Annotated in this window: 12 protein-coding genes; 5 read left to right on the top strand and 7 right to left on the bottom strand. The window is 64.2% G+C overall.

Annotated features, from left to right (window positions below; all coding sequences use genetic code 11):
* On the top strand, positions 1-972 hold a 972-nt coding region (locus SE91_RS06320), incomplete at its 5' end, for an HlyD family secretion protein (RefSeq protein ID WP_063921287.1).
* The gene (locus tag SE91_RS06315) at positions 969-2,909 is read left to right on the top strand and encodes a glycosyltransferase (RefSeq protein WP_061846973.1); all 1,941 of its coding nucleotides are present in this window, start codon (positions 969-971) and stop codon (positions 2,907-2,909) included. The genes SE91_RS06320 and SE91_RS06315, both read left to right, overlap by 4 nt.
* Before the next feature lie 39 nt (positions 2,910-2,948).
* Here the strand turns inward: SE91_RS06315 and SE91_RS06310 are convergent, their stop codons facing one another.
* Positions 2,949-5,339, bottom strand: coding sequence for an AI-2E family transporter (locus SE91_RS06310; protein ID WP_061846972.1), 2,391 nt, complete (start codon positions 5,337-5,339; stop codon positions 2,949-2,951).
* A gap of 226 nt (positions 5,340-5,565) precedes the next feature.
* Here SE91_RS06310 and SE91_RS06305 point away from each other — a divergent pair, with 226 nt between their 5' ends.
* The 3 genes from SE91_RS06305 (at position 5,566) to SE91_RS06295 (ending at position 8,759) form a co-directional block, all read left to right on the top strand.
* Positions 5,566-6,867 carry a lytic murein transglycosylase gene (locus tag SE91_RS06305; RefSeq protein ID WP_061846971.1) on the top strand — a complete coding sequence of 434 codons (1,302 nt, stop codon included), beginning with the start codon at positions 5,566-5,568 and terminating at the stop codon, positions 6,865-6,867.
* 109 nt (positions 6,868-6,976) lie between these two features.
* Positions 6,977-7,480 carry a DUF1993 domain-containing protein gene (locus SE91_RS06300; protein WP_008561000.1) on the top strand — a complete coding sequence of 168 codons (504 nt, stop codon included), beginning with the start codon at positions 6,977-6,979 and terminating at the stop codon, positions 7,478-7,480.
* Between the two features lie 178 nt (positions 7,481-7,658).
* Positions 7,659-8,759: an alkene reductase gene (locus SE91_RS06295; protein ID WP_061846970.1), complete on the top strand. Its 1,101-nt coding sequence runs from the start codon at positions 7,659-7,661 to the stop codon at positions 8,757-8,759.
* Between the two features lie 193 nt (positions 8,760-8,952).
* On the opposite strand, the gene SE91_RS06290 is transcribed toward SE91_RS06295, so the two are convergent.
* The 6 genes from SE91_RS06290 to SE91_RS06265 all read right to left on the bottom strand — a co-directional run.
* Positions 8,953-10,695, bottom strand: a complete 1,743-nt coding sequence (locus SE91_RS06290) for an ABC transporter substrate-binding protein (RefSeq protein WP_061846969.1) — start codon at positions 10,693-10,695, stop codon at positions 8,953-8,955.
* 129 nt (positions 10,696-10,824) lie between these two features.
* Positions 10,825-11,154: a DUF2160 domain-containing protein gene (locus SE91_RS06285; RefSeq protein WP_061846968.1), complete on the bottom strand. Its 330-nt coding sequence runs from the start codon at positions 11,152-11,154 to the stop codon at positions 10,825-10,827.
* 9 nt (positions 11,155-11,163) lie between these two features.
* Positions 11,164-11,970, bottom strand: coding sequence for a carbohydrate ABC transporter permease (locus SE91_RS06280; protein WP_008561018.1), 807 nt, complete (start codon positions 11,968-11,970; stop codon positions 11,164-11,166).
* Positions 11,970-12,944 carry a carbohydrate ABC transporter permease gene (locus SE91_RS06275; RefSeq protein ID WP_061846967.1) on the bottom strand — a complete coding sequence of 325 codons (975 nt, stop codon included), beginning with the start codon at positions 12,942-12,944 and terminating at the stop codon, positions 11,970-11,972. The genes SE91_RS06280 and SE91_RS06275 overlap by 1 nt, the downstream gene beginning before the upstream one ends.
* Positions 12,944-14,029 (bottom strand): ABC transporter ATP-binding protein, encoded by a 1,086-nt coding sequence (locus SE91_RS06270; protein WP_061846966.1) that lies wholly within the window; start codon positions 14,027-14,029, stop codon positions 12,944-12,946. Before SE91_RS06270 ends, SE91_RS06275 begins: the two co-directional genes overlap by 1 nt.
* 13 nt (positions 14,030-14,042) lie before the next feature.
* Positions 14,043-14,685 (bottom strand): TOBE domain-containing protein (locus tag SE91_RS06265; RefSeq protein WP_156489960.1); only part of this gene is annotated, 643 nt, incomplete at its 5' end.

Genomic DNA, 14,685 nt, shown 5'->3' with positions numbered 1-14,685 from the left:
ACCGTCGTTCTGCGCGTCTTCAACTCCCGCGGCGATCGCACCCGGCTCGACGATCTCCGGCGGCAGAAATCGCGCCTGGAGAACGAGCGGCCGAGCCTTGCGGCGAAGCTCGCTTCGGCCCAGGCCGCGCAAAAGGACCTGGCGCGGCAGGCCGCGCAGTTTCGCGACGGACGCGTGCTGCAGCTTGAGGCCCGCATCGCCGAGATCCAGACCTCGATCGAGGCGGCGGCGGCGCGACGGGACGAGGCCAGTGCCGCCGTCGAACGCGCCTCCTCGCTGGCGAAATCCGGCAACGTCTCGACCGTCGAACTGGCGCGGCTGACGCGCGAGCTCTCGGTGTCACAACAGACCGAGCTAGGCGCGCGCAAGCGGCTCGACGCCGCCAAGGTCGAGCTCGCCGCGGCCCGGAACGGATCCTTCCTCGGCGACAGCTACAACGACCGGCCAAGCTCCGTGCAGCGCGAGGAAGAGATGCGCCAGCGCGCCGGCGACCTCGAGGCCGATCTCGCGCGCACCGACACGGAGATTGCCTGGCTCGCCAACGAGATCATCGTCGAGGAGGTCCGCTTCGCGGATCTCACCGAAGCCAACATTACGACACCCGTCGCAGGCCGCGTCTGGGAGATGATGACCTCGCCCGGCGAGGACGTGCAGGCCGGCCAGCCCCTGCTCAAGGTGCTCGATTGCAGCGGCGCCGTCATCACCGCCAACGTCACCGAGAGCGTCTACAATCGCCTGCAGCTCGGCGATCGCGCGACTTTTGAGCCGAACGACGGCGGCGAACCGATCTCCGGCACCGTGGTCAATCTGACCGGCGCTGCAGGCGCGCCGGCCAATCTCGCCATCAACCCGGACGCGCTGAGCAAGGAGCCCTATCGCGTGACCGTGGCTTCGCGTGATGCCGCGGCCCGCGCCTGCACGGTCGGACGCACCGGCCGCGTCGTGTTTGCGCGGCACGAGACCGCACCGTGACGGCGGCGCTGGCGCCCGGCCTGATCGCGCTCGGCGCCTTCATGGCGATCGTGCCGCTGCTCAGGCGCGACAGCACGATGGCGCGCTCGTTCCTGGCCATCGTGTCGGTGGCCTTGCTGCTGCGTTATCTCTATTGGCGGGTCACCTCCACGCTTCCGCCGCCGCGCCTGACCGTCGATGCCGCGATCGGCTATCCCTTCATGCTGCTGGAAGCGGCCTCGCTCGTCGCGGTTGCGTTGTCGCTGCTGTTCCTGAGCCGGACGCGTGACCGAACCGGCGCCGCGAGGGTCGACCGCCGCGCCGCCGATCCACGCGCACCCCTGATCGACGTCTTCATCTGCACCTACAACGAGGAACGAGGGATCCTCGAGCGCACGATCATCGGCGCTACCGGCATGGACTACGGCCATTACCGCGTCTGGGTGCTCGACGACGGACGGCGGCCCTGGCTGCGGCGGCTGTCTGGCGAGCTCGGTTGCAACTATCTGACGCGGCCCGACAACCAGCACGCCAAGGCCGGCAACATCAATCACGCACTCAAGCACGTCGGGACGCTGCCGGAGCGGCCGCAATTCGTCGCCATCCTCGATGCGGACTTCGTGCCACGGCCCGATTTCCTTGCGCGCACCGTCTCGCTCATGGACGATGCGTCGGTCGGCGTGGTCCAGACGCCGCAGCACTTCATCAATCCCGACCCGATCCAGACCAACCTCGCCGCGACCGACGTCTGGCCCGACGAGCAGCGCTTCTTCTTCGACGTCCTGCTGCCGGCCAAGGACGCCTGGGGTGTCGCGTTCTGCTGCGGCACCTCCTCCCTCATCCGTTATTCCGGGCTGGTGCAGATCGGCGGCTTTCCAACCGATTCGGTGACGGAGGACTATCTCGTCACGCTGCGCCTCAAGGAATACGGCCTCACCACCATCTATCTCAACGAGCGATTGACGATCGGCCTCGCGCCCGAGGGGCTGAAAGAATACATCACCCAGCGCGCCCGCTGGTGCCTCGGCTTCATGCAAATCGTACGCGGGCGCAGCGGACCGTTCTCGCGGGACTCGAAGCTGTCCTTTATCGACCGGCTCTCGCTGGTCGACGCGTTCATGAGCTGGTCGGCGGTCTACACCTCGAAGGTGGCGGGCCTTGTGGTGCCTTGGCTGTTCCTGCTGTTCGGCATCAAGGCGGTGCAGGCGGACCTCACCGAACTATTGCGCTTCTTCCTGCCGTTCTACGTCTGGCACAGCCTCAGCATGGCCTGGCTGTCGAACGGCCGGTCGCTCGCGATGATGACGGATGTTTCGCAACTCATCGCGGCGCCCGCCGTGCTCAAGGCGGTGGCAGCCGGCCTGTTGCGGCCGAAAGGGCACAAGTTCAAGGTCACGGCCAAAGGCGGCGATCGCGACCGGCGATTTGTCGAATGGCCGCTGCTGCGGATCTATGGCTGTGCACTTTTCATCACGCTCGCGGCCATCGCCTATGCCTTCATCCTGCACCAGCGCGGCGAGAACATCGCCTATGGCGGACTGGCGCTGGCCTGGAGCTTCTACAACGCGTTCATCCTCACCGTGGTCTGCTTCGTCTGCATCGAGCAACCGCGCAAGCGCAAGGCGGAGCGCTTCAAGCGCAACGAGCCTGTGCTGCTGCGCCAGGACGGCCGGTCGCATCTCGCGCGGCTCGCCGACATCTCGATCACCGGTGCGCGGCTGATCGACCCTGATCCGCCGGCACTTGGGAGCACCATCGCGTGCCAGATCTACGGCCGCTCGATCGCGGCCATCGTGGTGCGGCGGACCGCGGATGGATTCGCCGTGCGCTTCGAGGAGGGCATGGACACGCGCGTCCATGCGATCCGGGCGTTCTATGCCGGCGAATATGTCCGCGCCTACAGCGGTGTCAGGGCGCTCCCGGTCGGCAAGGCGCTGCTGATGCGGCTGTTCGGCTAGCGCCACGCACTCTTGGCGGCAAGGTCGGCTTGCTCTCCGCTAGGAGGCAGGATGCACCTCTCTCGAGCTATCCGACTCGCCGCCTGTGGTCGCTCGATCGCTCTGGATATCGACCATCAATTGGTTCGCCATCTCCTGCAGGCGGTCACGATCTTGGTCGGTGAACTCCCGCGGCTGAGTGTCGATGACACAAAGGCAGCCTACGACATGACCGGATGAAGTCCGTAGCGGGACTCCCGCATAGAAGCGAATGCCCCTCTCCAAGACATGCGGATCATCGGCGAAGCGCGGGTCCTCGGTGATATCCTCCGAGACCAGCATATCGTCTGCAGCGATCACATGCGCGTCGAGGGAGCCCTCGTGATTGCCCTGCAGACCTGCTTGAACGTCTTGGGCGCGGCTGTCAGCGGCGGCGGTTGGCTGGATATTGTCGACCAATGTCACCAGCGCGATCGGAACGTTGAACGCCTGTGCGACCTTTCTGGACGCCTCCTCAAGGTCCTGGCGTTTCGAGGCGTCCAAGCCCAGGCCGCGCAACGCTGCGAGCTGCGCACGTTCGGCGTCGGCCGTGAGCTGGGGCGTCTCGCCCAGAGCTGCCGCGCGACCGACCCATGCTTCGACCTGCTCGACACAAGCCTGGAGAGAGGCGAAAGCCGCGTCGGCGGCCATCTGAGTCTTGAGCTCTCCCGTCTGTTCCGTTCCGGCGATCAAATTCCAGCAACAGGCAGCCAGCTTCACCTGGGGGGCCCGACGGCGCAGGCGACGAAAGACATAGCGGGCATAGACCTGCGGCTGCGGGTGAAAGTAGGACAGGCACACCACGTCGACCCCCTGGAGATCGAGCTGCTCCAATGCTCCCCGACTGACCACGATCGGCGGCAGGACCTTGGCACCGATGCTGTGCTCCTCGAGCACCTGCGCGAGCATCTCCGCCGCCGCATGATCGAGCTCCGTGCGTCCTGCGAGACAGAGGACGCATGGTCGCTGCGCCGAGTGACTGCCCTCTGTCACTGCAGACGCTTTCTCGCGGATATGGTCGTCAACCTCCCGCACAACCGAGATAGCGGTATCCGCGACCAGACGACGGTAGTTGGTATCGATGCTGCTGCGCTGACGATCGTTCTCCGCCAAGCGCAGCGCTGGAATTCCGACGTTATCGTACAGCTCACGCGAGGAACACTCGTCGACATAGTTCTCGGCGAATTCAACCGCCTCCTCCAGATTGCCGGCCAATAGGCGCTGGTAGAGTTGCTCCTCCGGCGCAAGCACAGGGTCGCTGCCGAGAAGTATGCCCAAGAACTCCAACTGCGGGACGTAGCGCCCAATGACGACGAGGCAGACGGTCAAAGGTGTCGCCAGAAACAGCCCGACGGGCCCCCACAGCATCGTCCAGAAGATCGCGGCGATGATGATCGCAAGGGATGACAGCCCGGTGCTGGACCCGTAGAGCCAAGGCTCGATGACATTGTTACTGACGAGTTCAGCGGTGAGGAACAGACCGACGACCCAGAACAGCATCGTCCAGCCCGGATCGACGGCGATGGCCAGGGCAGCAGGAAATATCGCCGCGATAAAAGGACCGAGATAGGGAATGAACCGGAGTACCGCTGCGAGCAGGCCCCAAAGAATCGCGTTGGGGACGCCAACAAAATAGAGTGCAACACCGATCGGCACGCCGTAAGTCAAATTGACAACGAGCTGCATCAGCAGATAGCGGCTGACCCGGGACGCAGCATCGTTGATGGCCTGAGTGCTCTTCTGGAGGTCGCCGGCTCCTGCCAATTTAATGAATCGATCGCGCAGGTCCTCGCGCTCGAGCAGCACGAAGATCACGAAGATGACAACCAGCCCGGAGGTCGCCAGCGGCGCCAGCAAAGGCCCTATGACAGAGCGAATGAGCTCCAGCGGTCTCGGCTGTGGTGGCTCCATCCGGACGGTAACGGGCTCCCGACTCTCACCGCCGGCGCCAAGCCTGGACGGCGTGCTCACCGGCTTTTTCTCATCTCCCGAGATCTCTCTGCCGAGATCCTGCATCGTCGTGGTGACGGCGTCGACAACCCCACCGCCGGGCGCGGAGCTCTGCAAGGAGCGAATCTTCTCGGTGATGGTGGTCTGATAATTGGGAAGGTTGCTGGCGAGCTGGACCAGTTGGCGCCCAACGACCAAGGCGATCCCGGCGACGACGACAAAAGCAATGGAAACGGCGATCAGTACCGCTGCAATGCGGGGCACCTTCGATCGCCTTAGCCAATTGACCAAGGGCGTGAGAATGAAGCTCAGCAGGATCGCAAGAGCAAAAGGAACGAAGATTTCCCGGCCGAGATAGAGGGCTCCGATGGCCAGGACGATGCCGCCGGCCGTGAGCATGGGCGAGGACGCAGCTCGCACGGCCGGTGTTCGTTGCGGCGACGCCGGGGCCAACTCGGCCATAGGGACGAGCCTTTCAGTGGCGGTTTCGACAGGTCAACCCAAATTCGGCGGGTTTGATCCAGCCGAGCCAAGAACTTGATTCTTGAATACATGCCCTACGCGCCAAGGCGGGCGACCTATCGTCCACCAGACCAGATCAGCGGTAACCGCAGGGCGGGGTGGCCTGAGGCGGTCACTTCACCTAAACTTCGGGCGAATCCACCGCCTGCCCCCCTGCCGGAACCCCATGGTCCAGAACCGATTTCTGATCGCGGCCGCCGCGCTTCTCGCGTGCTCTGCCACCGCCACCGCCCAGATGCTTCCGCCCCCCGCAAGGCCCGCAGCGACCAAAGCGACAACCCCCTCGCCGCGGGCCGCTTCGTGCCACAACGGCGCGAGCTTCGAGCGTTTCCTGGCCGACGTGAAGCAGCAGGCCGTCGCCGAGGGTGTGTCGCAGCGTGCGCTCGCCGAAGCTGCGCCATACCTCACCTACGACCAGAGCATCGTCAACCGCGACCGTGGCCAGCGCGTGTTCGGCCAAGTGTTCACCGAATTCTCACGCAACCGGGCGTCGGAGGGCGCGGCCAGGAACGCTCAGGCGCACATCAAGATGCATGCGGCGGCGTTCGCCCGCGCCGAGAAGGAATATGGCGTGCCGCCGGCCGTCATCGCCGCGTTCTGGGGACTGGAGAGCAGCTTTGGCGCCGAGCTCGGCAAGCTGCATACGCTGCCGTCGTTGGTGTCGTTGGCCTATGACTGCCGCCGCTCCGAGATGTTTCAGAAGGAAACCATCGCGGCGCTCAAGATCATCGACCGCGGCGATCTCTCACCATCCGAGATGATCGGCTCCTGGGCGGGCGAGCTCGGGCAGACGCAGTTTTTGCCCACGCATTACTTCAACTATGCGGTGGACTATGACGGCGACGGCCATCGCAACCTGTTGCGCAGCGCGCCCGACGTGATCGGCTCGACCGCGAACTACATCGCCACCGGATTGAAGTGGCGGCGTGGCGAGCCATGGCTGCAGGAAGTGCGCGCGCCCACGAACTTTCCGTGGGACCAGGCCGACCTGACGATCAAGCTGCCGCGCGCGAAATTCGCGCAACTCGGCGTCACCTATCCCGATGGCCGGCCGCTGCCGAACGACGACCTGCCCGCCTCGCTGTTGTTGCCGATGGGTCGCACCGGGCCAGCGTTCCTCGCCTATGCGAATTTCGCGGCGTACACCGAGTGGAACAACTCGCTTATCTATTCGACCACCGCAGCCTATCTCGCCAGCCGCATCGCCGGCGCCGCGCCGATGCGCCAGCCCGCCGTGCCGGTTGTGCAACTGCCGCTCAACGAACTGAAGGAGTTGCAGCAGCATCTCGTGCGCGCCGGCTTCAATGTCGGCAAGGTCGATGGCGTGATGGGGCAATTGAGCCGCACGGCAGTGAAGGCGATGCAGATCAAGTACGCCCTGCCGGCGGATTCCTGGCCGACCGCGGAGTTGCTTGCGCGCATGCGCGGCAGCACGGCCCAGGTGCAGCCGGCGGCCACGGTCCGGTAGAATTTTCGCATCGCACAAGCCGCTTTCCGCGATTGTATTTTTCCATGAGCCTCCCATGTGAGTGGCTCAGGTTTTCTCCTGACATTTCCCATTCACAAGCGAGCATCACATGTCCTTCTACGACGCGGTCGTCCCCGCCTATCTGCAAATGCTGAACAGCCTCACCGGCCTGCTCACCAAAGCCGAGGCGCATTGCGCGGCCAGGAAGATCGACCCGAGCGTCCTGCTCGGCTCCCGCCTCTTCCCGGACATGCTGCCGCTGTCGAGGCAGGTCCAGCTCGTCAGCGATTTCGCCGCCAAAGGCTGTGCCCGTCTGACGCACAGCGAGGTGCCCTCCACCCCCGACACCGAGACCAGCTTCGCCGAATTGAAGCTGCGGCTGGCGAAGACCATCGACTACGTGAAGTCGTTCAAGCCCGAGCAGTTCGAAGGCGCCGAGAGCAAGGACGTCACCTTCCCGGCCGGCCCCGACAAATCCATCACCCTGAAGGGCCAGCAATTCCTGAGCGCGTTCTCGCTGCCGAACTTCTATTTCCACGCTGCGACCGCCCACGGCATTTTACGCCACAACGGCGTCGAAATCGGCAAGCGGGACTTCATGGGCGCGAATTGACATCTCGAACCGTACGGCCGCGCAGTGGAATTCTACTGCCGTGGCCGGAATTGCACATGAATTATGCTGCGCGGCCTCGCCGCGTAGCTCGCCTGCGCTTTGAGAATGGCTGGGCCCTTGCGTCCGATGTCGCGATGCACAAGTGTTCGTGATCTCTCATCGCCTGGAAGCATCCCTCATGAGCCGTCCGACTAAATTGTTTGAGACCTACAAGCTCGGCCCGATCACGCTGGCCAACCGCCTCGTCATGGCGCCGCTGACACGCAACCGTGCCGTGCCCGGCACGTTCGTGCCCGGTGCGCTCGCGGCGGAGTATTACGGCCAGCGCGCTTCCGCAGGACTCTTGATCACCGAAGCGAGCCAGGTCTCGCAGCAGGGCCAGGGCTACCAGGACACGCCCGGCATCTATTCAAAGGACCAGGTCGCAGGCTGGCGCAAGGTCACCGATCGCGTCCATGAGCGCGGTGGCAAGATCTTCATCCAGCTCTGGCATGTCGGCCGCATCTCCCATGTCGACCTCCAGGCCAATGGCGCAGCCCCGGTGGCGCCGAGCGCGATCCGCGCCAAGGGCAAGACCTTCGTGAACGGCGGCTTCGCCGACGTCTCCGAGCCCCGCGCGCTCGAGCTCTCCGAAATCCCTGATATCATCGACGACTTCAAGCGTGCGACGAAGAATGCGCTCGAAGCCGGCTTCGACGGTGTCGAGATTCATGGTGCCAACGGCTACCTGCTCGAGCAGTTCGCCAAGGACGGCGCCAACAAGCGCACGGACGCCTATGGCGGCTCGATCGAAAACCGCGCACGGCTGATGCTCGAGGTCTCCAAGACCGTCGTCGCCGAGGCCGGCGCCGACCGCACCGGCATCCGCATCTCGCCCGTGACGCCAGCCAACGACATCTCGGATTCCAACCCGCAGGCGCTGTACGATCACATCGTCGACGGCCTCAGCGCGCTCAAGCTCGCCTATCTCCACGTCGTCGAAGGCGCCACCGGTGGCCCGCGCGACATCGCCCCGTTCGACTATGCGTCCCTGCGCAAGCGCTTCGGCGGCGCCTACGTCGCCAACAACGGCTACGATTTCGATCTCGCCAGCAAGGTGCTGGACGCCAACGCGGCCGATCTCATCGCCTTCGGCAAGCCCTTCATCTCTAACCCCGACCTCGTCGAGCGGCTGAAGCAGGGCGAAGCGCTGAACGATTGGGACAAGTCCACGTTCTACGGCGGCGGCGCAAAGGGATACACGGATTACCCGACGCTGGCGGCCGAGCCGGCGGAGTAAGCGGCGCCGTCGCGTTATCCTCCGTCATTGCGAGGAGCTCTTGCGACGAAGCAATCCAGACTGCATTGCCGAAAGACTCTGGATTGCTTCGCTGCGCTCGCAGTGACGTGGAGAGGCAGCGCGCAAAAAGGCGAAGAAGGAAAAAGGCCGGGATCGCTCCCGGCCTTTCGTATTTGGTAACGCACTGCGCGGCTTACTTCGCTTCCGCGCGCTTGGGCGGGGACGCCGGCCACGACTTGATCAACGTGTCGTAGTCGACCGTCTCGCCCTTCGGCTTCTCGTTGGCGAGCTTGCGCTGGGGAGCAATCGTGCCGTCCTTCTGGGCCTTGGCGTACCAGTACTCGGCCGATTCCTTCTTGTGCAGCTTGGGACCGCAGGCGCCCTGCACGCCGGACTTCTCCAGGCGCTCCATGACGGAGTCCTGAGCGGCGGCCAGCGCGTCCATCGCCTGCTGCGGCGTCTTCGCACCGGACGACGCATCGCCGATGTTCTGCCACCAGAGCTGGGCGAGCTTCGGATAGTCGGGCACGTTGTTGCCGGTCGGGGTCCACTGCACGCGGGCGGGCGAGCGGTAGAACTCGACGAGGCCGCCGAGCTTCGGCGCGCGTTCCGTGAACGACTTGTCCCAGATGTCGGATTCACGCACGAAGGTGAGACCGACGTGGCTCTTCTTCAGCGACACCGACTTGGAGACGATGAACTGGAGATAGAGCCAGGCGGCCTTGCGGCGATCCGGCGGAGTGGACTTCAGGAGCGTGAGCGAGCCCGCGTCCTGATAGCCGAGCTTCATGCCTTCCTTCCAGTACGAGCCGTGCGGCGACGGAGCCATGCGCCATTTCGGCGTGCCGTCGGAGTTCATCACGGCGATGCCGGGCTTCACCATGTCGGCGGTGAAAGCGGTGTACCAGAACATCTGCTGGGCGATGTTACCCTGCGCCGGCACGGGGCCGGACTCGGAGAACGTCATGCCCTGCGCCTGCGGCGGCGCATACTTCTTCATCCACTCGAGATATTTCGTGATCGAGTAGACTGCGGCCGGACCGTTGGTGTCGCCACCACGCTCCACCGACGAGCCGACCGGGCGGCAGCCTTCCATGCGGATGCCCCATTCGTCGACCGGCAGACCGTTCGGAATGCCCTTGTCACCGTTGCCGGCCATCGACAGCCAGGCGTCGGTGAAACGCCATCCGAGCGACGGGTCCTTCTTGCCATAGTCCATATGGCCGTAGACCTTGACGCCGTTGATCTCCTTGATGTCGTTGGTGAAGAACTCGGCGATGTCCTCATAGGCGGACCAGTTCACGGGCACGCCGAGCTCGTAGCCGTACTTGGCCTTGAACTTGGCCTTGTAGTCGGCGTTGGTGAACCAGTCGTAGCGGAACCAATAGAGGTTCGCGAACTGCTGGTCGGGCAGCTGATAGAGCTTGCCATCCGGCCCGGTGCCGAACGACTTGCCGATGAAGTCGTTGACGTCGAGCATGGGGTTGGTGACGTCCTTGCCCTCACCGGTCATGAAGTCCGACAGCGCGATGGTTTGGCCGTAGCGGAAATGCGTGCCGATCAGGTCGGAATCGTTGATCCAGCCGTCGTAGACGTTCTTGCCCGACTGCATCTGGGTCTGCAGCTTCTCGACGACGTCACCTTCCTGGATGAGGTCGTGCTTGAGCTTGATGCCCGTGAGCTCGGAGAATGCCTTGGCGAGCGTCTGCGCCTCGTATTCGTGAGTCGTGATCGTCTCGGAGACGACGTTGATCTCCATGCCCTTGAAGGGTTCGGCGGCCTTGGCGAACCACTCCAGCTCCTTCTTCTGGTCGTCCTTCGACAGCGTCGAGGGGGTGAATTCCGCGATCCACTTCTGGATCACGGCTTCGTCCGCGGCGCGAACCGGCGCCGAGAGAGCGAGCGACACTGCAACGATCGCAGCGGCGCTGGACATGGTCAGAAAACTATTCTTGGTCAATGGACCTTTCCTTCTCCTAAACTGTCGCATGGTTTCCTCCGTTGCAGCGACAAACTTTTATACAGACCCGGATTGCTTCCGGATCTGGCCGTCCCTTCGCGAGCTTCAGACCGTGCGGAAAATGAGCACGGCCGCCACCAGCGAAATTCCACTTGCGAGCCACAGGCGCGAGATCTCGAGCGCCTCCTCGCCGATCGGCAGCGTTGCGATCGCATCGGTGCCGAACAGGCCGATCCACAGCAGGTGGATCACCGCCGCCGTGATCAGCGAGATGAACAGGCGATCGCCGCGCGTGGTCGGAATGCGAAGCACACCGACGCGCTCGGCCTCCGGATAGACCGCCGCAAGCCACGTCATCACGGCGAGCGTGCCGGCGATCGCGGCGAAGAAGATCGCCGTCGGCAGCGTCCAGGCCATCCATGCGATGGATTCCATGAAAACCTCCTAGACCCGGCCGAGCGCAAAGCCGCTCGCGATGTAATTGCGGACGAACCAGATCACGAGCGCGCCCGGAATGATGGTGAGCACGCCAGCGGCTGCCAAGAGGCCCCAATCCATGCCGGCGGCCGACACCGTGCGTGTCATGATCGCCGCGATGGGCTTGGCCGAGACCGAGGTCAGCGTGCGCGCGAGCAGGAGCTCGACCCAGGAGAACATGAAGCAGAAGAAGGCGGCAACGCCGATGCCGCTCGCGATCAGCGGCACCAGGATCTTGATGAAGAAGCGAGGGAAGGAATAGCCGTCGAGGAAGGCGGTCTCGTCGATCTCGCGCGGCACGCCCGAGACGAAGCCTTCGAGTATCCACACCGCGAGCGGCACGTTGAAGATGCAGTGCGCCAGCGCGACCGCCCAGGGCGTATCGAACAGGCCGATCGCCGAATAGAGGTTGAAGAACGGCAGCGCATAGACCGCGGCCGGCGCCATGCGGTTCGACAGCAGCCAGAAGAACAGATGCTTGTCGCCGAGGAAGCGGTAGCGCGAGAAGGCATAGGCAGCCGGCAGCGCCACCGAGATCGAGATGATGGTGTTGAGGACGACGTATTCCAGCGAGTTGATGTAGCCGGAATACCAGCTCTCGTCGGTGAAGATGCGTTTGTAGTGCTGCAGCGTCGGCGTGTGCGGCCACAGCGTCATCGTCGAGACGATCTCGGCGTTGGTCTTGAAGCTCATGTTGACGAGCCAGTAGATCGGCAGCAGCAGGAAGACGAGGAACAGCCCCATGATGAGGCGGCGGCCGGGAATCGAATGCATCAGGCCACTCCTTCCTTTGGCTTGAGCGCGGGCACGGGCTTGAGCGCGACCGCAGGCTTGGGCTCCCCCGCCGGCGCGCTGTCCGTCTGGGCTTTCCGTTCGACGCCGGCATTGGTCATGACGGTGTAGAAGATCCAGCAGACGATCAGGATGATCAGATTGTAGACCAGCGACAGCGCCGCGGCCTTGCCGAGGTCGAACTGCCCGAGCGCGATCTTGACCAGCTCGATCGACACGAAGGTCGTGGAATTGCCCGGCCCACCGCCAGTGACGACGAACGGCTCGGTGTAGATCATGAAGCTGTCCATGAAGCGCAGCAGCACCGCGATCAGCAAGACGCGATTCATCTTCGGCAGCTGGATCGCCTTGAACACGGCCCAGCGCGAGGCACCGTCGATCTGCGCCGCCTGGTAGTAGGCTTCGGGGATCGACTTCAGGCCGGCATAGCACAAGAGCGCGACGAGGCTGGTCCAGTGCCAGACATCCATCACGATGACGGTGACCCAGGCGTCGACGTCGTTGGAGACGTAATTGTAATCGAAACCCATGGCGTTGAGGGCATAGCCGAGCAGGCCGATGTCGGGCCGGCCGAAGATCTGCCAGATCGTGCCGACCACGTTCCACGGAATCAGCAGCGGCAGCGCGAGGATCACGAGGCAGGCGGCGACGGTCCAGCCCTGGCGCGGCATCGACAATGCGACCACGATGCCGAGCGGCACCTCGATGGCGAGGATCACCAGCGAGAAGAACAGGTTGCGCCCGAGCGAAGCAAGGAAGCGGCTGCCGAGGTCGGTCGAGGGATCCAGCAACTCCTTGAACCAGCCGACGCCGTTCCAGAAGAACTGGTTGTTGCCGAAGGTGTCCTGCATCGAATAGTTCACCACCGTCATCAGCGGCAGCACCGCCGAGAAGGCGACGACCAGGAACACCGGCAGCACCAGGAACCAGGCTTTTTGGTTGACGGTCTTGTCCATCAGGCAGCTCCCTCCACCAGAAGGCTGTCGGCATAGACGTGGACGTGCGACGGATCGAATTTCAGCCCGGCCGTGCCGTCCGCGCTGGTGAAGCCGCCGGGAGCCCGCGCCGCGAGCTTGGCGTCGCCAAGGCGCGTCCGCGCGAAACGGATGCGGCCGAGATCGTCGATGCGCTCGATTTTCGCCGTGAGCAGACCCGGCGCAGGCGCGACGGCCTCGACGAATTCGGGACGCACGCCGATCTCGATCTTCGCGCCCGCAGGCAGATTGTCGTAGGCGCGGTTGAGCGCGATGACGTGACCGTCGATTTTGGCCTCGCGTCCCCTCACCTCCGCCGGCAGGATGTTCATGCCCGGCGAACCGATGAAATAGCCGACGAAGGTGTGCGCCGGCTTGTCGAACAGCTCGGCCGGCGTGCCGCTCTGCACCACCCGACCGTCATGCATCACCACCACCGTATCGGCAAACGTCAGCGCCTCGGTCTGGTCGTGGGTGACGTAGATCATCGTGAGGTCGAGCTCGCGATGCAGCGCCTTCAGCTTGGAGCGGAGCTGCCATTTGAGCTCGGGATCGATCACCGTCAGCGGCTCGTCGAACAACACGGCGGCGACGTCGGAGCGGACGAGGCCGCGGCCGAGCGAAATCTTCTGCTTGGCGTCCGCCGTGAGCCGTGTCGCCTTGCGGTTCAAATAAGGTTCGAGATCGAGCAGCCGGCCGATCTCGGCGACGCGCTTGTCGATCTCGGCCTTCGGCACGCCGCGGTTCTTCAGCGGAAACGCCAGATTCTCCCCCACCGTCATGGTGTCGTAGATCACCGGAAACTGGAACACCTGGGCGATGTTGCGCTTCTGGGTTGACAGCGGTGTGATGTCCTTGCCGTCGAACAGGATTTTCCCGCGCGACGGGTTGATGATGCCGGAGATCACGTTCAAAAGCGTGGTCTTGCCGCAACCGCTTGGGCCGAGCAGCGCATAGGCGCCGCCCTGGCGCCAGGTCATGGTGACGGGCTTGAGCGCGAAGCTTTCCTGCGGCGCATCGTTGCCGCCGTAGGAATGAGCGAGATCGACGAGGTCAATGCGGGCCATGGCGCATCTCCCCTTACGAACCTGGAGCGGCGACCAGGCGGTCGGCCGCATCGAAGACGAAAACATCATTCGGATCGAGCACGGCGTCGAGCGTCTGCCCGGGCTCGAACTCGTGCACGCCGTGCAGCACCGCCACCCAGTTCAATCCGTCGCGGGTCAGATGCACGAAACTCTCCGAACCGGTGATCTCGGTCACCGTGACAGTGGCATGGAAGGCATGACGGTCGGCCTCGCCATTGGCGAGGGCGAGCTGATGCGCGCGGAATCCGACACGATAGGTGCCATCGGCGAGGCCCGCATAAAGCCCGGAAGACGGTGACGCGGTGCCACCGGCATAGACGACCTGCCCGTTCTTCTTCTCGATACCGACGAGATTGAGCGGCGGATCGGAGAACACCTGGGCGACGCGCAGGGTCTGCGGCCGGCGGTAGACCTTGGCGGTCTCGCCCATCTGCAGCGCCTGGCCCTCCCACATGCAGACCGTGTTGCCGCCGAGCAGAAGCGCCTCGGTGGGCTCGGTGGTGGCATAGACGAAGATCGCGCCCGAGGCCTCGAAGATGCGCGGCAGCTCGGCGCGTAGCTCCTCGCGCAGCTTGTAGTCGAGATTGGCAAGCGGCTCGTCGAGCAGCACGAGGTCGGCGCCCTTGACCAGGGCG

Source organism: Bradyrhizobium sp. DOA1 (assembly GCF_001593325.1).
Lineage (GTDB): Bacteria > Pseudomonadota > Alphaproteobacteria > Rhizobiales > Xanthobacteraceae > Bradyrhizobium.
This window is presented reverse-complemented; position numbering and strand designations above follow the sequence as displayed.